Origin of the sequence: Desulfovibrio aminophilus DSM 12254 (genome assembly GCF_000422565.1) — a bacterium.
GTDB lineage: Bacteria > Desulfobacterota > Desulfovibrionia > Desulfovibrionales > Desulfovibrionaceae > Aminidesulfovibrio > Aminidesulfovibrio aminophilus.
Window position 1 is genome coordinate 223,276 of the sequence record NZ_AUMA01000003.1, and the last position, 17,801, is coordinate 241,076.

The following is a 17,801-nucleotide window of genomic DNA, read 5'->3' on the forward strand; positions in this document are numbered from 1 at the left end:
GTTCTTTTCCCATTGAATAGGGTATGCTGTTCAGTTGAAAGAGCTTGCCCAGCGGGCGGAGGTCGCCATGTTCGGAGTTGGTTCCACGGAATTGCTGGTCATTCTGGTCATCGCCGTTTTGGTCTTTGGCTCCAACAAGCTGCCTGAGATCGGCGCGAGCATGGGCAAGGCCATCCGTGCCTTCCGTACGGCAGGAGAAGAGACTGAAAAAATTGAAACAAAGCCGTCACCCCAGGATGAGAAGAAAGCGTCCTGACATGGCGGCGTGAGGGAATGACAATGCGATATGGGTGCCTGCTTCAGGCCGTGATCATGATGTTGCTTACGCTCGCGGCCATGGGCCTCTACGAATATGGATTCATCGTCCCGGCGGGAATTCTCGGCGGGATCGCCGCGGCCGTGATGGCCTGGGGAATCTGGGCCGTGAACCGCAGGAGCGGGAAAGATTAGCTGAACAGCCCCTTGAGCCAGTCCGGCACACGCACCGGGCGACCTTCCGCGTTGACGCAGGCGTGTTCGGTCATGCCCGTGGCGATGATTCCCGAGCGATCCGCCGTGTAGACCTCGTAGGCGAAAAGCATCGAAGCCCGCCGCCATTCGCTCACTCCGCAACGGACCCATAGTTCGTCGTCGAAACGGGCCGGAGTCCGGTAGCGGCAGGAGGCTTCGCGTACAGGCAGATAGATGCCGCGTTCCTCCACCTCGGCGTAGCTCATGCCCCGGTCGCGGATGAACAGGCTGCGCGAACGTTCGAAGAAGTGAAAATATTCCGCGTAGTAGACCACGCCCATGGCGTCGGTCTCGCCGTAGGACACACGATGCGCCAGCCAGGAGTCGGCGCTTGGGAAGCCGCTGTTTTTGTTCATCGTTTTATTCGTTCCAGGCACCAGTTCAACAGCGTGTGCCCCTGCTCCAGAACGAGTCCGGCTGCGTCGGCGGTGTTTTCGTCGAAGGCTGCCGCGCTCTGGCCCGTGATGCCCGGGGCCAGGAAAAGGAAGGGCACCGGGTCGGAGGTATGGGTCCGTTCCTGGATCGGCGTGTAGTGGTCGCAGGCGATGAGCCAGGCCGCGTCGTCGCCCAGGGCCTGGCGCAGCGGGCCCACGATGCGTGCGTCGAAACGGGCGATGGCCTCGGTCTTGTCGGCGGCGTTGCCCGCGTGGCCGCACTCGTCCGGCCCCTCCAGATGCACGAAGACGAAATCCCCGGTCTCCAGAAACTTGAGCGCCGCGTCCACCTTGCCCTGATAGTTCGTGTCCAGCAGACCTGTGGCCCCGGGAACTTCGATGACCTCCATGCCGGCGGCACGGCCCAGGCCCCGGACCAGGTCCACCGCCGAGATGACCGCGCCCGAGAGCCCGAAGGCCTGGCGGAAGCCGGGCAGATGCAGCGGTCGTCCCTGGCCCCAGGGCCAGATGGAGTTGGCCTTGGTTGTGTTGTTCTTGTGGGCCAGCCGTTCGGCGGCTCCATGCAGGAGATCCCAGAGGCGCGGGGAATGTGAGAAGGTCATCAGGTCCGGCTTGACCGGCTTGTCCGTGATGTCGTGAGGCGGCCGGATGGCGAGCGTGGCCTCGTCCTCCAAGGCCCCGCCTTTCTGCACGAGCAGATGGCGGTACTGTACACCCGGGTGGAAGGTGAAGGTCTCGTCGCCCAGGTGGTCCTGGAGGTCGCGCAGGAGCGGCAGCGCGGCCTCGCTGGTGATGTGTCCGGCGGAATAGTCGCGCATCGTGCCGGAAAGCCCCAGGTCCGTGACCGTGACCAGGTTGCAGCGCCAGACCAGATCCTCGGGGTCCAGCTCCAATCCCTGGGCCGCGGCCTCGATGGGACCACGTCCGGTGTGGTGCTGCGCCGGGTCGAAGCCCAGCAAGGCCATGTTGGCCACGTCCGATCCCGGGGCCATGCCTTCGGGAACGGTGCGGCAGCGGCCCATAAGGGCCTGGGCTGCCATCGCGTCCATGTTCGGGGTCTGCGCGGCCTGGAGCGGGGTCTTGCCGCCCAAGGACTCCAGGGGCCAGTCGCCCATGCCGTCGGCGATGAGGAAAAGGAGTTTCATGCGCTGCGCCAGGTTAAAGGATTCGGAAGAGAACAGTCGGCTTGCGGGTGAAGCTCATGGCGTCGATCTCCGCGGCCACGGCGTCGGCGGCCTTGGCCTGGGCCGCGTGGGTCAGAAAGACGATGGGCACGTCCGTGGCCGACTCGTCGCCCTTCTGCACGGCCTGGGCGATGGAGATGCCGTGGTTGGCCATGGTCTGGGCGATTGCGGCCATGACGCCCGGCCGGTCGGCCACGGTGAAGCGGAAGTAGTAGCAGGACACGGCCAGTTCGGGCGGCAGGATGTCCGCAGGAGCCACCGGAGCTGAGCCGAAGCCGGTGTTGTCGGGCCGGAATCCCGGGCGGCAGAGGCTCATGAGGTCGGCCAGCACGGCGCTTCCCGTGGGCAGAGCCCCGGCTCCCTGTCCGTGGAGCATGATCGGGCCCACGGCGTTGCCCTCCAGGCGCACGGCGTTGTAGTTGCCGCCCACCCGGGCCAGGAGGAAGGTATGTTTGACCAAGGCGGGGAACACGCCCGCCTCCAGACGACCGTCCACGTCGCGCACCTGGGCCAGCAGCTTGATGCGGTAGCCGAATTCGCGGGCGATCTCGATGTCCTGCTGGGTCACGCTGGTGATTCCGCGCACGGGCAGGGTTTTCAGCGGATAGTCGCGGCCGTAGGCAAGCCTGATGAGGACCACGAGCTTGTGGGCCGTGTCCATTCCCTCGATGTCGAAGGTCGGGTCGGCCTCGGCGTACCCCAGGGCCTGGGCCTGGGTCAGGGCGGTTTCGAACTCCAGGCCGTTGGTGGTCATCTCCGAGAGGATGTAGTTGGCCGTGCCGTTGAGGATGCCCACCAGTTTTTCGATGCGGTTGCCGGATAGCGAGTCCTTGAGTGTCTGGACGATGGGGATTCCCCCGGCCACGCTGGCCTCGTAGAGCAGGCCGACGCCTTTCTCCTCGGCCAGGGCGAAAAGCTCCGGGCCGTGTTCAGCCAGCAGGTGCTTGTTGGCCGTGACCACGTGTTTGCCCGCCCGCAGGGAGCGTTCGATGAGCGTCTTGGCCGCGCCCACGCCGCCCATGAGTTCGACCACGATGGCAATCTCCGGGTCGTCCGTGAGCGCGGCCGGATCGTCGGTGAGGGCGACGCCCGGTCCGGGCAGGAAGCTCCGCCGCTTGGTCAGGTCGCGCACGAGCACGGTCTTGATGGCGATGCGCCGTCCGATGCGGCGTTCGATCCAGTCCCCGTTCTCTTCCAGGACCCGGGCCAGGCCCGAGCCCACCGTGCCGAAACCGGCCAGGCCGATGCGTACCGCTTCCATGAGCACCTCTATTTGCCGAAGAACTTCTTGATGCCGCGCACTGCCTGATTGATGCGCTGGCGGTTCTCCACCAGGGCGAAGCGCACGTGCCCGTCGCCGTACTCGCCGAAGCCCAGGCCCGGGGACACGGCCACGCTGGCTTCCTTGAGCAGCAGCTTGGAGAACTCCACGCTGCCGAGCTTCTTGAACTCCTCGGGGATGGGCGCCCAGACGAACATGGTGGCCTTGGGCTTGGGCACATCCCAGCCCGCGCGGGCCAGACCCTCGCAGAGGGCGTCGCGGCGGTCCTGATGCTCATCCATGATTTCGCGCACGCACTCCTGCGGTCCGTTCAGGGCATGGCAGGCCGCGATCTGGATCGGCTGGAAGATGCCGTAGTCCAGGTAACTCTTGATCCGGGTCAGGGCCTGGACCATGTCGCGGTTGCCGCAGCAGAAGCCCACGCGCCAGCCCGCCATTGAGTAGCTCTTGGTCAGGGAGAAGAACTCCACGCCGACGTCCTTGGCGCCCTCGGCCTGCAGGAAGCTGGGGGCCTTGTAGCCATCGAAGGTGAAGTCGCAGTAAGCAAAGTCGTGGATCACCATCAGCCCGTTTTCCTTGGCGAAATCAACAATGCGCTGGAAGAAGGCCAAGTCGCAGACCTCGGTGGTCGGGTTGTGCGGGAAATTGATGACCAGAAGCTTGGGCCGGGGCCAGCAATGGCGCACGGCCAGCTTCATGTCCTCAAGGAAATCTCGGCCGGGGCCGATGGGGATGCGCCGCACGTCCGCTCCGGCGATGATCGCGGCGTAGGGATGGATGGGGTAGGCCGGGTCCGGGGTCAGGACCACGTCGCCGGGAGCCAGCATGACCAGGGCCAGGTGGGCCAGTCCTTCCTTGGCGCCCATGGTCACGACCACTTCCTGATTGTGGTCCAGTTCCACGTTGAAACGGTTGCGGTACCAGTTCGCCATGGCCATGCGCAGGCCGTTGATGCCCTTGGAGGCGCTGTAGCGATGGTTGATGGGCTTCTGCGCCGCCTCCACGAGCTTGTCCACCACATGCTTGGGTGAAGGCAGGTCGGGGTTGCCCATGCCCAGGTCCACGATGTCCGCGCCATCGTGGCGGAGCTTCATTTTGAGTTCGTTGACCGTGGCGAAGACGTAGGGCGGAAGGCGGTGAACCCTGGCGAACTGATGCTGTTGCATGGCCGTGACTCCTCGCGCTCGTGGCGGATATGTTGAGATGGAGAGGTATCTATTAGCCGCGCCGCCCGTGCCCTGTCAAAGCCAATTGTGCCGCCGGAAACGTGTGTTTTTTTCACGAACCGCGCATTGAAGGGCCTTCCGGGCCGTGTTATGAGGGGCAAACAGGGTTTCGCCAGGCGAGACCGAGGAGCGTTCATGCCCAACAATCCGGATTACGCGGCCATGCTTCAGGAAGCATTGGTGGAGGCTCGGCTCGGGCTGGCCGAGGGCGGCATCCCCATCGGCGCGGCCCTTTTCGACGCCTCCGGCCGGCTGGTGGGCCGAGGCCGGAACCGCCGCGTCCAGGACGACGATCCGTCCATGCATGCCGAAACCAACGCCTTCCGCAACGCGGGGCGCCAGAAGTCCTATCGGGACATGGTCATGGTCACCACCCTGGCCCCGTGCTGGTACTGCTGCGGGCTGGTCAAGCAGTTCAAGATCGGCACCGTGGTCCTGGGCGAGTCCAGAACCTTCAAGGGCGGGATAGACTGGCTGCGGCGTCAGGGAGTGAAGGTCGTGGACATGAAGAACGCGGAATGCGAGGAGTTGCTCGGCCGGTTCATCAAGGCTCATCCCGAGATATGGAACGAGGACATCGGGGAATAGAAACGGGCGCTCCGTGCGGCGCGTCTTTTCAGATCTTTTCGGAAAGAGAGCCGGGCAGGGCTCCGGGGCAGGCCTCGGTGCGGACCATGCGCGAGAGGGTCATGCAGTCCAGTTCCAGAGGCTCGTCGAAGACCACGCCGCAACGGTCGCCGCGTGTCCAGCGGATTTCCCCGCGCATGCTGGAGAGGAAGCCGATCAGACCGTTGAAGATGCAGCCCCGGAAGAAGACGGAATCGCCGAGGGCCGGCGTCCCGCCGTTCATCAGCAGACAGGCTCCCGCCGGGGAGATGTCCTCGATGAGCGCGTCGCAATCGCGTCCCCCCGCAGTGATGGAAAGGTCGCACTGACGCAGGACGTCCAGCACGTCGGCCAGGGAGACGCGCGAGTGGTTGCGGCGGTTCAGACACAAATCCATGACAGCCTCGCGTATACAGGGAAAGGCGTCTCATACCCGGGCCTTGCGCTGATGGCAAGTGGTTTTGCGAGTCTTCGTCTTGACCTCGAAAGGCGAATTCTTTAGCTTCCAACACTTGCCCGGAGCGTGTCCGGGCGACGGCGTCGCGGACGGCGCAATTTTTCCTCACAAGGAGTGAGCGGGCAATGGTTCAGAAATCCGAGAAGATCTGGTTCGACGGCAAGCTGGTTCCCTGGGGCGAGGCCAACGTCCATGTGCTGACCCATACCCTGCATTACGGAGCGGGCGTATTCGAAGGCATTCGGGCCTACGAATGCGCCGACGGCACATCGGCCGTCTTTCGCCTGCAGGAGCACATCGTCCGCTTGCATGATTCGGCCCATATCCTGAACATGACCATCCCCTTCGATGTGGATGAGCTTGTGGACGCCTGCGTCGAGACGCTCAAGGCCAACAAGCTCAAGGCGGGCTATCTCCGCCCCCTGGTCTTCATCGGCGACGGCGTCATGGGTGTGCATCCCGGCAAGAACCCCATCCGGGTGGCCATCGCCACTTGGCCCTGGGGCGCGTACCTGGGCGAGGAGGCCCTGGACAAGGGCATCCGCGTGAAGACCTCCACCTTCGCCCGGCATCACGTCAACGTCATGATGACCAAGGCCAAGGTCTGCGGCAACTATGTGAACTCCGTGCTGGCCAAGACCGAGGCCGTGGCCGACGGCTACGACGAAGCCCTCATGCTCGACACCATGGGCTTCGTCTCCGAGGCCAGCGGCGAGAACATTTTCATCGTCCGCGATGATCAGATCAAGACCACGCCGCTCACCTCGGTGCTCCCGGGCATCACCCGCGACAGCATCATCACCCTGGCCCGTGAGCTGGGCTACGAAGTGGTCGAGCAGATATTCACCCGCGACGAGCTGTACATCGCCGATGAGGCCTTTTTCAGCGGCACGGCCGCCGAGATCACTCCCATCCGCGAAGTGGACCGCCGGGTCATCGGCGAGGGGCACGCCGGACCGGTGGCCAAGCTCCTCCAGCGCGAGTTCTTCAAGGTCGTCAAGGGCGAGAACCAGGACTACGCCCACTGGCTGCATCCGTATACGGTCTAGTTGTTTTCGGGCGAGAACGGGGGGGCCTCGGCCCCCCTTCCTTTTTCATGAGGGGCCGACGGACCTTTTCAAGCGGGCCCCGAGCGTGTACACCCAGAATCCATGAGCGCAGCCAACCTCACCGCCAAATACCGGCCCCGGACCTTCGCCGAGGTGGCCGGACAGGACGCGGTCAAGGCCATCCTTTCCCGGGCCGCCGAAACCGGCCGGGTGGCCCCCGCCTATCTCTTCAGCGGCACGCGCGGGGTGGGGAAGACCACCATCGCGCGCATCTTCGCCAAGGCCCTCAACTGCGAGAAGGCCCCCACCGCCGAACCCTGCAACGAGTGCGCGCACTGCCGCCAGATCACCGCGGGCGTGGCTCCGGACGTCATCGAGATCGACGGCGCGTCCAACCGCGGCATCGACGACGCCCGCCGCCTCAAGGAGGACATCGGCTACGCGCCAATCGAATGCCGCTACAAGATATTCATCATCGACGAAGCGCACATGCTCACCCGGGAGGCCTTCAACGCTCTGCTGAAGACTCTGGAGGAGCCTCCGGCCCGGGTGACCTTCATCCTGGCCACCACCGAGGCGCACAAGTTCCCGGCCACCATCCTCTCACGCTGTCAGCATTACGCCTTCAAGATGCTGCCCCAGGCCGAGATCGCCGCCCATCTGGAGAAGATTCTCCGCCTGGAGAACGTGGACTTCGAGACCGGAGCGGTGCAGATCATCGCCCGCCGGGCCTCGGGCAGCGTGCGCGACGGCATGTCCTTGTTGGGCCAGGCCCTGGCCTTCGGCGGTACGCGGCTGGCGGAGTCCGAGGTGCGCGGCTTCCTCGGGCTGGCCGGGCAGGATGTGTTCTTCGCCCTCATGGAGGTGCTTCAGGCCCGCGACCTGCCGGGCGTGGTTCTGCTTCTGCGCCGCATCCTGGACCAGGGCCTGGATTTGGGGTTCTTCCTGCGTGAGCTGTCCGGCTGTTGGCGGAACATGTTCCTCCTGCGCCAGGCGGGCGACGCGGCCCTGTCCGCTCTGGACCTTTCGGCCGAGGAGGCCCGCGCCTGGGGCGAGTGGGCCGTACGTTTTCAGCCCGGGCACATCCACGCCTGCTGGCAGATGACCCTGGAGAGCCAGCGCCGCATCCTCACCAGCATGGAGCCCGCGCAGGCCTTGGAGCTGCTGCTGCTCAACCTTGCCAGCCTGCCGGACTTGGTGGATATGGAGACCTTGGCCCCGGCCGCGTCCTCCGCGCCCCGAACGCCCTCGGCAGCCACTCCGCCCCGGCCCGCGCCGCGTCCGGCCCCCGTGCCGTCCCCGACTTCTCCGGCGGCGTCGCGCCCGGCTCCGGCCCCCTCGTTCCGCGCCGAGTCGCGCGCCGAGGCCGAGCCCGAGACCGAGCCCGGGGACGACGCTGAACCGGACCCCGCCGCGCCGGAAGTCACCGGGCCGGACCCCGCCGCCCAACCGGACTGGGGGGGCTTCGTGGAGTTCCTGGTGCGCAAGAACGGCCAGGCCGAGTCCAAGATTCCCGGGTTGCGCCAGCTTTCCGGCGCGCTGGAGGGGCGCACCCTGGTGGTGCATTGCCCCACGTCCTATCTGGCCAACCGCCTGAGCGCTCCAGAGTGTCTGAAGGCCCTGACGCGTTTCACGCGGGAGTATTTCGGCCCGGACATGAGCGTCCGCCTGGACCGCGCGCCCGAGGCGCAGCAGCGCCGCAGCCTGGATGAACTCAGGACCGAGGCCATGGAGGACCAGGGGGTGCGCCGGGTTCTGGAGTCCTTTCAGGCCAAGGTGTTGAACGTGGAGCCCCGTCGCCCGGGCTGAACCGACCGTTCACCGAAAAAATCGCGACATCCGCGATCCCAATCCGTTAGCTCGCTGGAGGTTCATTGATGAAGGGCATGAACGAGATGCTGCGGCAGGCGCAGATCATGCAGAAAAAGCTGCTCGCCGCCCAGGAAGGCTTGAAGTCCAAGGTAGTGGAGGCCGCCAGCGGAGGCGGCATGGTCATGGTCCAGGCCAACGGAAGCCAGGAGATCATTTCCGTGACCATCGACCCCTCCGTGGTCGCTTCGGGTGACGTCGAGATGCTGCAGGATCTGGTCCTGGCCGCCGTCAACGAGGCCCTCAAGAAGGCCAAGGAGATCATGGAGCAGGAGATGGGGCAGGTCACGGGCGGCATGCGCATCCCGGGTCTGCTCTAGGGGGCGGCGTGGACAAGCTTCCCGGTCCCCTCAAGGACGTGGTGGAGCGGCTCACGCGGCTGCCGGGCATCGGGCCCAAGTCGGCCCTGCGCATCGGCCTGCACCTGCTCAAGCTGCCCCGGGAATCGGCCCAGGACTTCGGCCGCGGCATCATCGAGCTGCGGGAACGGCTCTGCCTCTGCGAAGAGTGCGCCAGTCTGGCCGAGACCAGCCCGTGCCCCCTGTGTTCGGATCCCGCGCGGCTGCCGGATCAGCTTTGTCTGGTGGCCGACTGGGACTCGCTCCTGAACATGGAGGAGATGGGGCTGTACAAGGGGCGCTATCTCGTCCTGGGCGGACTGCTCTCGCCCTTGGACGGGATCGGGCCGGGGAACCTGGAGTTCGAGCGCCTGCGTCGCCGTCTGGCCCGGGGCGAGGTGCGCGAGATCGTCCTGGCCCTCGGGGCGACGCTGGAGTCCGAGACCACGGCGTCCTACGTCAAGAACCTGGTGGAGGCGGATTTCCCGGAGGTGGCCGTGAGCCGCCTAGCCCAGGGCATCCCCATGGGCGGGGAGGTCAAGTACATGGACAGGGAGACGCTCAGGCAGTCTCTCCTGTACCGTCAGAAGGTCTAACGGCCGGGGGAGTCCCGGCCCAACCACGGAGCGGGGACGACCATGATCGAGATTCGCATTCACGGCAGGGGCGGGCAGGGCGGCGTGACCTCGGCGGAGCTTCTGGCCCGGGCGGCCATCGCCGACGGGCGGTTCGCCCAGGCCTTCCCGAGCTTCGGGCCCGAGCGGCGCGGCGCGCCGGTGCAGGCCTTCGTGCGCGTGGACGGCAAGAAGATCCGCCTGCGCGAAAAGATTTACGAGCCGGACTTGGTCCTGGTCCTGGACCCCACGCTGCTGGACATCGTGGATGTGGCCGAGGGCCTCAAGGAAGGTGGCATGGTCGTGGTCAACTCGGCCCAGCCCGCCGAGGAATTGAAACGCAAGTACGGCTGGCCCAAGGCCGCCTGCGTGGACGCCGGCAAGGTGGCCCTGGAGGAACTGGGGGTGCCGATCACCAACACGACCATGCTCGGGGCTCTGCTCAAGGCCTCCGGGCTCCTGGACGTGGACGGCATGCGCGAGGTCATTGACGAGCGCTTCGGCCCCAAGCTGGGGCCCAAGAACTACAAGGCCCTGGAGCGCGCCTTCCGGGAGACCGCCGTCGCCTAGCCAAACGCGGCGATGATTGCTACAAAGGGCCGGTCGACCGGCCCTTTTTCATTTCCCGAGGAACTTCGTGCCCGAAACCATCACCGTCGAAATCCACACTGTCGTCTTCTCCAACCCGGACAACGGCTACACCGTGGCCCGGGGCCGCTGCAAGGACGAGCCCGGCCTGACCACCATCGTCGGCTGCTTGGGCCGCCCCTCCCCGGGCGAGTCCCTGATCCTCACCGGAGAGTGGAAGTTCCATCCGCGCTTCGGCCGCCAGTTCGAGGTCCAGACCTTCGAGCAGGGCCGCCCGGCCACGGAGAACGGCGTGATCCGCTTCCTGGCCTCGGCGGCGATCAAAAACGTGGGCCCCAAGCTGGCCGAGCGCATGGTGAGCAAGTTCGGCATGGAGGTTCTGGACATCCTCGACGACGAGCCGGAGAAGCTCCTGGAGGTGCGCGGCATCTCCAAGAAGAAGCTGGTGGACATCGTGGATTCCTGGAGCCGCCAGCGGGAGATCAAGAACCTCATCGTCTTTCTGCACAGCCACGAGGTCCCGCCCACCTTCGCCCCGCGCATCTTCCAGCTCTGGGGCGCGCAGGCCGTGGCCAAGCTGCGCGAGAATCCCTACGAGCTGGCCTACGAGATCAGGGGCGTGGGCTTCAAGACCGCCGACAACATGGCCCTCAAGCTGGGCTTCGCCCCGGACGCGCCCGCGCGCCTGGAGGCCGCCGTGGTCTATGCCCTGTTCTCCCTGAGCGAGCGGGCCGGGCACCTCTTCTGCCCCAAGGACAAGCTCTTCGAGGAGGTCTCGCGCATGCTCGGCGGCGGCCTGGACCCCCAGGCCCTGGACGACGCCCTGGCCGTCCTGGAGGAGAAGAAGCGGGTCCGGGTGGAGCCCCTGCCCGAGCTGGAGATCGACGACGCCGTCTACCTCCAGCATTTCTGGAAGTGGGAGCGTGAAACCGCCCAGCGACTCTTCGGCTTGGCCGCCCACCCCACGCCCGTGAGCCGGGCCAAGGTGGAGGCGACCCTGCCCAAGGTGGAGAAGGTGGTGGGCATCGAGCTGACCCCGGAGCAGCGCGAGGCCGTGTTCGGGGCCTGTGTGAACAAGTCCTTCATCATCACCGGCGGCCCGGGCACCGGCAAGACCACCATCACCCGGGCCGTGGTCCGCACGCTTCAGGATCTGGGCCTGAAGATCAAGCTGGCCGCGCCCACGGGCCGCGCCGCCAAGCGCATGACCGAGGCCACGGGCTTTCCGGCCCAGACCGTGCACCGCATGCTTCAGTACCAGCCCGACGGCTCGTTCCACTACTGCGAGGAGCAGAAGCTCAAGGCCGACGTGCTCGTGGTGGACGAAGCCTCCATGCTCGACGCCCAGCTTTTCCTTTCCGTGTTGCGGGCCCTGCCTCTGACCTGCCGCCTCGTTCTGGTGGGCGACGTGAACCAGTTGCCCTCCGTAGGCCCGGGCAATGTGTTGGGCGACCTGCTGGAAAGCGGAGCCGTGCCCTCGGCCGTGCTCACGCACATCTTCCGCCAGGCCCTGGAGAGCTGCATCATCCGCAACGCCCACCGCATCAATGCCGGGCAGTTTCCGGTGCTCGACCCTCGTCCGGCGCCGGAAGCCGACTTCTTCTGGGTCGTGCAGGAAGACCCGCAACGGGTCCAGTCCATCATCGTGGAAACCGTCTGCCAGCGCATCCCCGAACGCTACGGCCTGGACCCCCTGCGCGAGGTCCAGGTGCTCACGCCCATGCACAAGGGCGAGGTCGGCACCCAGGCCCTGAACGAGGTGCTCCAGGATCGCCTGAACCCCCGCCTGGGCCCGGAGATCAAGCGCGGCAACTGCCGCTTCCGGGTCGGCGACCGGGTTCTGCAGCTGCGCAACAACTACGACAAGGACGTGTTCAACGGCGACCTGGGCTGGATCCTGGACCTGGATCCGGAGGAGGGCTCCCTGGTGGTGGACTTCGAGGGCGACGCCGTGCCCTACGAGCCCTCGGAGCTGGACGACCTGGCCCTGGCCTACGCCGTGAGCGTGCACAAATCCCAGGGCAGCGAATACCCGGCCGTGGTCATGCCCGTGGTCACCCAGCACTACCTTCTGCTGCAGCGCAACCTGCTCTACACCGGTCTGACCCGGGCGCGGCGGCTGGCCGTGCTGGTAGGCAGCGAGCGGGCCCTGCGCATCGGCCTGAACAACGTCACCGCCGGTCGTCGTCAGACTTATCTGCGCCACCGCTTGCGCGAGGTCTTCGCCAACAGCCTTCTGGCCTGACGTTCGCGGCGCGGGCCGATTTCTTCTTCCCAAGCCGGGGCATTTTGCTACTATGGGGCCAACGCACCCATACAAGGAGAAGACCCATATGCTCGGCAAGAAGATGGAAAAAGCCCTCAACGACCAGATCACCTGGGAATTCTATTCCGGCTACATCTATCTCTCCATGTCCGCCTGGTTCCAGGCGCAGGGCCTGCCCGGCTTCGCCAACTGGATGGAAGTCCAGAACCAGGAGGAGGTCTTCCACGCCACCAAGATGTTCCGCTACGTCCTGGAGTCCGGCGCCAAGGTGGAGTTGGGCGCCATCGCCAAGCCCAAGGCCGCCTGGAAGAAGCCCCTGGACGCCTTCCAGGACGCCCTGGCCCACGAGCAGGGCGTGACCGCCCGGATCAACGCGCTTGTGGATCTGGCCCAAAAGGAGAAGGACCACGCCACGAACAACTTCCTGCAGTGGTTCGTGTCCGAGCAGGTGGAGGAGGAGGCCAACGTCTCCGACATCATCTCCAAGCTCAGGTTGGTGGGTGACGGCGGCGCGCTGTTCATGCTGGACAAGGATCTGGCGACACGCGTGTTCACACCGCCGGTCGGAGCCTAGCGCCGCGGTTCGGACGCGGAACAGGGAGGAAGCCATGAGCGACCAATCCCAACGCATGCTCTGCAAGGCCCTCGAATTGGCCGAAAAGAGCGCGGAGTTCTATGAGGGCAACATCGACGCCTGCCCCGACGGCCTGGGGCGGGAAGTGTTCGAGATGGTCCGCGAGGCCGAGCGCGATCACTTGGACCGGGTGAAGGAGATTCATGACGCCGTGATCGGAGGCGCGGCCTGGGGGGCCGCCTGTGTGCTGGACGAGGCCGACGAGGAGGACGCCCTGTCCGTGTTCCGGGGCATCGCGGCGCAGTACGAGACAGACGATTCCTGCTCCACCGAGGTGGAGGCGCTGAACATGGCCCTGGACCTCAAGCTGGCCCTGGTGACCTTCTACGAGGAATGGCTCGAGGAGGCCGAGGACGAGACCGAGCGCGAGTTCGTCGAGCGCATGGTCCAAGAGCAGCGCGGCCACTACATCATGCTCTCTGATCTCCAATACTACTACGAGGATCCCGAGGGCTGGGCCCTGGACCAGGGCGGCGGTTCCCTGGACGGGGTCTAGGCCGGGAGGCGTCATGAGCGGACCGGGCATCAATATCGTCATCGGCGGTGAAGCCGGACAGGGTCTGGTGACGGTCGGCGACACCCTGTCCCGGGCCCTGACTCGCGCCGGGTACGAGATCATCGTCACCCAGGACTACATGTCGCGCATACGGGGCGGCCACAACACCTTCGCCATCCGCACCGGGCCGGACCCGGTTCTGGCCCCCACCATGGACATCGACATCCTGGTGGCCCTGGACCAAGAGAGCGTGGACCTGCACGCCGGGCAGCTCACGGCCCGAGGGCTCATCGTGGCCGGAGACGACCTCCGGTTGCCTGACGCGCCCTGCCTGCGGGTGCCCTATCGTCGCCTGGCTCCCAAGCCGCTCTATGACAACGTGGCGGCCCTGGGCGTGCTCGGCTCGGCGATCTGCAACGATCTGAGCATCCTGGAAAGGCTCGTGTCCGAGGCCTTCGGGAAGAAGGGCCCGGAGGTGGTCGAAGCCAACCTGTCCGTGCTCCGGGCGGCCTACGCCTGGGTCAGGCAGCAGGAGCCCTCCTTCGCCTGCATGCCGCCCGCGCCGGCCGACGCCGGCCCCCGGATCATGCTCAACGGCAACGAGGCCATCGCCCTGGGCGCGCTGGCCGGAGGCTGCGACTTCCTGTCCTTCTATCCCATGACCCCGGGCACCTCCGTGGCCCTGACCCTCATCGACAAGGGCCGCGCGACCGGGCTGGTGGCCGAGCAGGCCGAGGACGAGATCGCGGCCGTGAACATGGCCCTGGGCGCGGCCTATGCCGGAGCCCGGGCCATCGTCTCCACTTCGGGCGGCGGCTTCGCGCTCATGTGCGAGGGAGTGAGCCTGGCTGGCATGCTTGAGCTGTCCGTCGTCATCGTAGTGGCCCAGCGGCCCGGCCCGGCCACGGGACTGCCGACCCGCACCGAGCAGGCCGACCTGAACCTCGTGCTCTACGCCGGGCATGGCGAGTTTCCCCGGGCCGTGTTCGCCCCCGGCGGGGTGGAGGACTGCTTCTACCTGACGCATCGGGCCTTCGATCTGGCCGAGCGCTACCAGTCCCCGGCCTTCGTGCTCACGGACCAGTTCCTGGCTGATTCCCACCGCTCCGTGGCCCCCTTCGACCTGGACGCCCTGCCCGCGCCGCCGGAACACCTGCTCCGGCCGGAGGAGGGCCGAGCCTACAAACGCTATCGGATCACCGAGGACGGGGTGTCGCCCCGGGCCATTCCCGGGTTCTCCGAGGCCCTGGTGGTCTCCGACTCCGACGAGCACACCGAGGACGGCAAGCTCACCGAGGATCTATCCGTGCGTACGGCCATGCAGGACAAGCGCCTGCGCAAGGGTTACGGGCTCATCGAGGAGACCGTGCCGCCGGATTACTACGGCCCGGATCGGCCCGCCCTCCTGCTGGTCTGCTGGGGTTCGACCCTGGGCGCGGCCTTGGAGGCCATGCGACACCTGGAGGGAAGGGAGATGCGCGCGGCGGTCCTGCATTTCCGGCAGGTCTGGCCGCTCAATGGGAGACAGTTCCTGCCCTTCCTGGAAGAGGCCGGGCGCGTGGTCATGGTGGAGGGCAACTCCACGGGCCAGCTGGCGGCCCTCATCCGCCAGGAAACCGGCTTTCTCATCGACAACCTGATCCTGCGCTACGACGGCCTGCCCTTCACCGCCGCCTTCATTCTGGCCGGTCTGGGCAAGCTCGACGTCTGAGGAGGCCGCCATGGTCAGCGTGGAAGAGTATGGACAGTACGAGACGGCTTGGTGCCCGGGGTGCGGCAATCACGCCATTCTCAAGGCCGTGAAGAAGGCCCTGGCCGGTTTGGGGCTCGCGCCCCACGAAGTGCTCATGGTCACGGGCATCGGCCAGGCGGCCAAGGCTCCGTTGTATATGAACTGCAACATGTTCACCGGCCTGCACGGTCGGGCTCTGCCCGCGGCCACCGGTGCGCGTCTCGCCAACCCGGAACTGACCGTCATCGTGGAGAGCGGCGACGGGTGCAGCTACGGCGAGGGCGGCAACCATTTCCTGGCGGCCCTGCGGCGCAACGTGAACTTGACGCTTTTGGCCCACGACAACCAAGTCTACGGTCTGACCAAGGGGCAGGCCAGCCCGACGACCATGCAGGGCATGAAGACCAAAGCCCAACCCTTCGGTCAGCCCTCGATGGCCTTCAGTCCCCTGGCCGTGGCCGTGACCATGCGCGCTGGTTTCGTGGCCCGGGGGTTCTCCGGGGAGATCGATCACCTGGCCGGGCTCATCCAGGAGGCCGTGCGGCATCCGGGTTTCGCCCTGGTGGACATTCTCCAGCCCTGCGTCTCGTTCAACAAGCTGAACACCTTCTCCTGGTACAAGGAACGAGTTTACAGGCTCGGTCCGGAGCACGATCCCACGGATTTCTCACAGGCCATGAACAAGGCCCTGGAATTCGGGGAGCGCATCCCCATCGGCGTGATCGCGCGCAACGATCGACCCCCGTTCGAGACGGGCGTGCCCGGGCTGACCCGTGGGCCGCTGGCCGCCCGGAGCCTGAACCGTGACGAGCTGCGTCGGATCGTGGAGTCCTATGCCTGAGAAGGAGAACCTCATGAGTAAGGTCTTGCTGGTCGCTTTTCGCGGCGACCTGCTCTGTTTCGTGCATGTGCTTCTGAATGCCTTGAACCTGAAGGAACGTGGTGTCGACGCGCGTATTCTCTTTGAGGGCGCGTCCGTGACTCTGGTGGCCCCCTTGGCCGACCCCCAGGGGGATTTCCACACGCTCTACGCCAAGGCCAAGGCCGCCGGGCTCATCGAGGGCGCCTGCCGGGCCTGCTCGGCCAAGTTGGGGGCCCTGGAGGCTGTCCAGGCCGAGGGCCTGCCGCTGCTGGATGAGATGAACGGCCATCCCGCCTTGGGGCGTTATCTGGCCGAGGGCCGGACCATTCTGACCTTTTGAACTGTGTCCCGCTTGCGGGGGAAAAGGCGGCCTTTGGGCCGTCTTTTTGTTTCTTTATTTTCTGTATTGATCTTAAGAAGAACCATCCCGTTACCGATGGAATGGGAAACCCGAGAGGCAGCCCATGGAAATCAATTGGCTCGGGAGTCTGGTCACGCAACTGCCGACTTCCTCCTCCGTCTCCGAGCCGTCCCTGCCCACGTCAGGCGCTACCCTGACCCTGCCTGACGATACGTTGACGCTGAGTCGCGAAATCCGACTCCAGATGGCCTATGGCAAGGGACAGGACACCGGCATTGTTCAGAATTCCGACTGGTGGTTGGATAAGTTGCGTCAGGATGGCGAAAACGCCAAGTCACCCGTGTGGATCGTGCAGGAGGCCGTGAGCAAGACCACGGACTATCTCCAAGGCCGTTTGGACGATCTGATAGGCCGATTGAACGACGGTAGCTTCAAGGGCGGGCTGGCCAAGGAGATGCAGGCCCTCGCCCAAAAGATGCAGGAGGCCCAGAATCAGGACGACGGGGCGCGAGCCCTGGCTCTGCTTCGGGAGCAGAGCGGAAAGCTGGCCGAGGCGTTGAAGCCCGAATTGGAAGGGGTGCTGGACGACACCCGGCAGTATTTCACCCAGTCCCTGACCATGTCCTTCCGTTCTCTGCGGATCATCGACCCGACGGGCAAGAGCATCGGCTACGACCTCCTCGGCCTGGGCGAGAACCCCGATGTGGACGCCGAGACCGCCGCATCCCTGCTGAAGGAGTATGACTTCATTCCCGAATCTTCAAAATTGAACAAGTATGCGGCGGGGGAGGGCGTACTCTACGAGTCGCAGAACGAACCCACGCTCAAAAATCTCTTTGAGTCCATTCAATTGTCTTTCAGCGAGACGCTGGACGACTTCTTCGGCAACCCCGATGATCTGGCCGAAAACTTGGATCAGGGCTTTATGGACCAAGCCTTGGGCTCGTTCTTCATGGAGCGGCACGGCGGCGACCCGGACATGGCCGAGGCCCTGGGCTCCGGCCTGGAGTCCCTGCTCGACCGCCTGAGCGGCGACGCCGGGGTGAAGGGACTCAAGGAGAGCATGGACGAGAACGTCAAGGAGGCCGTGGAGAACTTCAAGCCGAAGAAGGGCTATCTGACCACGGTGTCGGCCGTTGCGGACATGGACGATCAGACCGAGACCGCAGCCAAGATTCTCGACGCGCTACGGGCCATCGTGGCCAAGGATCAGGCTGAGCGCAAGGCCTCCGAACAGGAGGCCCTGGACGCCCAGACGACCGCCTCGATTGCGGAGACGGGCGTGGCCTCGGTGGATATTCTGGTCTGACAAGGCGCATGACGTCTTGTCAT

The 17,801-nt window shown here is 65.6% G+C and carries 20 protein-coding genes; 15 read left to right on the forward strand and 5 right to left on the reverse strand.

Annotation, left to right across the window (positions count from 1 at the left end; all coding sequences use genetic code 11):
• Positions 1 to 67: 67 nt before the first annotated feature.
• Positions 68 to 256, forward strand: a complete 189-nt coding sequence (locus H587_RS0101180) for a twin-arginine translocase TatA/TatE family subunit (protein ID WP_027174693.1) — start codon at positions 68 to 70, stop codon at positions 254 to 256.
• Between the two features lie 23 nt (positions 257 to 279).
• Positions 280 to 450, forward strand: coding sequence for a hypothetical protein (locus H587_RS20440; RefSeq protein WP_156904410.1), 171 nt, complete (start codon positions 280 to 282; stop codon positions 448 to 450).
• On the opposite strand, the gene H587_RS0101190 is transcribed toward H587_RS20440, so the two are convergent.
• The 4 genes from H587_RS0101190 to H587_RS0101205 are packed head-to-tail and all read right to left on the reverse strand — an operon-like array spanning position 447 to position 4,537.
• A complete protein-coding gene (locus H587_RS0101190) occupies positions 447 to 866 on the reverse strand; it encodes an acyl-CoA thioesterase (protein WP_027174694.1) in 420 nt (139 codons plus the stop codon). The genes H587_RS20440 and H587_RS0101190 overlap by 4 nt on opposite strands.
• A complete protein-coding gene (locus H587_RS0101195) occupies positions 863 to 2,050 on the reverse strand; it encodes a cofactor-independent phosphoglycerate mutase (RefSeq protein ID WP_027174695.1) in 1,188 nt (395 codons plus the stop codon). Before H587_RS0101195 ends, H587_RS0101190 begins: the two co-directional genes overlap by 4 nt.
• 13 nt (positions 2,051 to 2,063) lie before the next feature.
• Complete coding sequence (locus H587_RS0101200) at positions 2,064 to 3,350, reverse strand: homoserine dehydrogenase (RefSeq protein WP_027174696.1); 1,287 nt, start codon at positions 3,348 to 3,350, stop codon at positions 2,064 to 2,066.
• Positions 3,351 to 3,358: 8 nt separating this feature from the next.
• Positions 3,359 to 4,537 (reverse strand): aminotransferase class I/II-fold pyridoxal phosphate-dependent enzyme, encoded by a 1,179-nt coding sequence (locus H587_RS0101205; RefSeq protein ID WP_027174697.1) that lies wholly within the window; start codon positions 4,535 to 4,537, stop codon positions 3,359 to 3,361.
• Between the two features lie 195 nt (positions 4,538 to 4,732).
• On the opposite strand from H587_RS0101205, the gene H587_RS0101210 reads away from it, so the two are divergent.
• Positions 4,733 to 5,185: a nucleoside deaminase gene (locus H587_RS0101210; protein ID WP_027174698.1), complete on the forward strand. Its 453-nt coding sequence runs from the start codon at positions 4,733 to 4,735 to the stop codon at positions 5,183 to 5,185.
• A gap of 28 nt (positions 5,186 to 5,213) precedes the next feature.
• Here H587_RS0101210 and H587_RS0101215 read toward each other — a convergent pair whose 3' ends face one another.
• On the reverse strand, positions 5,214 to 5,600 hold the full coding sequence (locus H587_RS0101215; protein WP_027174699.1) for a PilZ domain-containing protein: 387 nt from the start codon (positions 5,598 to 5,600) through the stop codon (positions 5,214 to 5,216).
• Between the two features lie 185 nt (positions 5,601 to 5,785).
• Between H587_RS0101215 and H587_RS0101220 the strand changes: the two genes are divergently transcribed.
• The 12 genes from H587_RS0101220 (at position 5,786) to H587_RS0101275 (ending at position 17,778) form a co-directional block, all read left to right on the forward strand.
• Entirely contained in the window at positions 5,786 to 6,709 is a 924-nt protein-coding gene (locus H587_RS0101220; protein WP_027174700.1) for a branched-chain amino acid transaminase, read from the forward strand.
• Positions 6,710 to 6,811: 102 nt separating this feature from the next.
• Complete coding sequence (gene dnaX, locus H587_RS0101225) at positions 6,812 to 8,518, forward strand: DNA polymerase III subunit gamma/tau (RefSeq protein ID WP_027174701.1); 1,707 nt, start codon at positions 6,812 to 6,814, stop codon at positions 8,516 to 8,518.
• A gap of 68 nt (positions 8,519 to 8,586) precedes the next feature.
• Positions 8,587 to 8,898: a YbaB/EbfC family nucleoid-associated protein gene (locus H587_RS0101230; RefSeq protein WP_027174702.1), complete on the forward strand. Its 312-nt coding sequence runs from the start codon at positions 8,587 to 8,589 to the stop codon at positions 8,896 to 8,898.
• A gap of 8 nt (positions 8,899 to 8,906) precedes the next feature.
• Positions 8,907 to 9,512 (forward strand): recombination mediator RecR, encoded by a 606-nt coding sequence (gene recR / locus H587_RS0101235; protein ID WP_027174703.1) that lies wholly within the window; start codon positions 8,907 to 8,909, stop codon positions 9,510 to 9,512.
• A 42-nt stretch (positions 9,513 to 9,554) separates the two neighbouring features.
• Complete coding sequence (locus H587_RS0101240; RefSeq protein ID WP_027174704.1) at positions 9,555 to 10,100, forward strand: pyruvate ferredoxin oxidoreductase subunit gamma; 546 nt, start codon at positions 9,555 to 9,557, stop codon at positions 10,098 to 10,100.
• Between the two features lie 67 nt (positions 10,101 to 10,167).
• Positions 10,168 to 12,363, forward strand: coding sequence for an SF1B family DNA helicase RecD2 (gene recD2, locus H587_RS0101245; RefSeq protein WP_027174705.1), 2,196 nt, complete (start codon positions 10,168 to 10,170; stop codon positions 12,361 to 12,363).
• 88 nt (positions 12,364 to 12,451) lie between these two features.
• Positions 12,452 to 12,958 carry a ferritin gene (locus H587_RS0101250; protein WP_027174706.1) on the forward strand — a complete coding sequence of 169 codons (507 nt, stop codon included), beginning with the start codon at positions 12,452 to 12,454 and terminating at the stop codon, positions 12,956 to 12,958.
• Positions 12,959 to 12,992: 34 nt separating this feature from the next.
• Entirely contained in the window at positions 12,993 to 13,514 is a 522-nt protein-coding gene (locus tag H587_RS16845) for a ferritin family protein (RefSeq protein ID WP_051202356.1), read from the forward strand.
• Between the two features lie 13 nt (positions 13,515 to 13,527).
• The gene (locus H587_RS0101260) at positions 13,528 to 15,225 is read left to right on the forward strand and encodes a 2-oxoacid:acceptor oxidoreductase subunit alpha (RefSeq protein ID WP_027174707.1); all 1,698 of its coding nucleotides are present in this window, start codon (positions 13,528 to 13,530) and stop codon (positions 15,223 to 15,225) included.
• A gap of 10 nt (positions 15,226 to 15,235) precedes the next feature.
• Positions 15,236 to 16,087: a 2-oxoacid:ferredoxin oxidoreductase subunit beta gene (locus tag H587_RS0101265; protein ID WP_027174708.1), complete on the forward strand. Its 852-nt coding sequence runs from the start codon at positions 15,236 to 15,238 to the stop codon at positions 16,085 to 16,087.
• A 13-nt stretch (positions 16,088 to 16,100) separates the two neighbouring features.
• Positions 16,101 to 16,448 carry a hypothetical protein gene (locus H587_RS0101270; RefSeq protein WP_027174709.1) on the forward strand — a complete coding sequence of 116 codons (348 nt, stop codon included), beginning with the start codon at positions 16,101 to 16,103 and terminating at the stop codon, positions 16,446 to 16,448.
• Positions 16,449 to 16,572: 124 nt separating this feature from the next.
• Complete coding sequence (locus H587_RS0101275; RefSeq protein ID WP_027174710.1) at positions 16,573 to 17,778, forward strand: hypothetical protein; 1,206 nt, start codon at positions 16,573 to 16,575, stop codon at positions 17,776 to 17,778.
• Positions 17,779 to 17,801: the final 23 nt, after the last annotated feature.

What these genes read in the sequence shown, in the direction of transcription:
- H587_RS0101180 (WP_027174693.1), top strand. Translation starts at nt 68, where the DNA reads ATGTTCGGAGTTGGTTCCACGGAATTGCTGGTCATTCTGGTCATCGCC.
- H587_RS20440 (WP_156904410.1), top strand. Translation starts at nt 280, where the DNA reads ATGCGATATGGGTGCCTGCTTCAGGCCGTGATCATGATGTTGCTTACG.
- H587_RS0101190 (WP_027174694.1), bottom strand. Translation starts at nt 866, where the DNA reads ATGAACAAAAACAGCGGCTTCCCAAGCGCCGACTCCTGGCTGGCGCAT.
- H587_RS0101195 (WP_027174695.1), bottom strand. Translation starts at nt 2,050, where the DNA reads ATGAAACTCCTTTTCCTCATCGCCGACGGCATGGGCGACTGGCCCCTG.
- H587_RS0101200 (WP_027174696.1), bottom strand. Translation starts at nt 3,350, where the DNA reads ATGGAAGCGGTACGCATCGGCCTGGCCGGTTTCGGCACGGTGGGCTCG.
- H587_RS0101205 (WP_027174697.1), bottom strand. Translation starts at nt 4,537, where the DNA reads ATGCAACAGCATCAGTTCGCCAGGGTTCACCGCCTTCCGCCCTACGTC.
- H587_RS0101210 (WP_027174698.1), top strand. Translation starts at nt 4,733, where the DNA reads ATGCCCAACAATCCGGATTACGCGGCCATGCTTCAGGAAGCATTGGTG.
- H587_RS0101215 (WP_027174699.1), bottom strand. Translation starts at nt 5,600, where the DNA reads ATGGATTTGTGTCTGAACCGCCGCAACCACTCGCGCGTCTCCCTGGCC.
- H587_RS0101220 (WP_027174700.1), top strand. Translation starts at nt 5,786, where the DNA reads ATGGTTCAGAAATCCGAGAAGATCTGGTTCGACGGCAAGCTGGTTCCC.
- dnaX (WP_027174701.1), top strand. Translation starts at nt 6,812, where the DNA reads ATGAGCGCAGCCAACCTCACCGCCAAATACCGGCCCCGGACCTTCGCC.
- H587_RS0101230 (WP_027174702.1), top strand. Translation starts at nt 8,587, where the DNA reads ATGAAGGGCATGAACGAGATGCTGCGGCAGGCGCAGATCATGCAGAAA.
- H587_RS0101240 (WP_027174704.1), top strand. Translation starts at nt 9,555, where the DNA reads ATGATCGAGATTCGCATTCACGGCAGGGGCGGGCAGGGCGGCGTGACC.
- H587_RS0101250 (WP_027174706.1), top strand. Translation starts at nt 12,452, where the DNA reads ATGCTCGGCAAGAAGATGGAAAAAGCCCTCAACGACCAGATCACCTGG.
- H587_RS16845 (WP_051202356.1), top strand. Translation starts at nt 12,993, where the DNA reads ATGAGCGACCAATCCCAACGCATGCTCTGCAAGGCCCTCGAATTGGCC.
- H587_RS0101260 (WP_027174707.1), top strand. Translation starts at nt 13,528, where the DNA reads ATGAGCGGACCGGGCATCAATATCGTCATCGGCGGTGAAGCCGGACAG.
- H587_RS0101265 (WP_027174708.1), top strand. Translation starts at nt 15,236, where the DNA reads ATGGTCAGCGTGGAAGAGTATGGACAGTACGAGACGGCTTGGTGCCCG.
- H587_RS0101270 (WP_027174709.1), top strand. Translation starts at nt 16,101, where the DNA reads ATGAGTAAGGTCTTGCTGGTCGCTTTTCGCGGCGACCTGCTCTGTTTC.
- H587_RS0101275 (WP_027174710.1), top strand. Translation starts at nt 16,573, where the DNA reads ATGGAAATCAATTGGCTCGGGAGTCTGGTCACGCAACTGCCGACTTCC.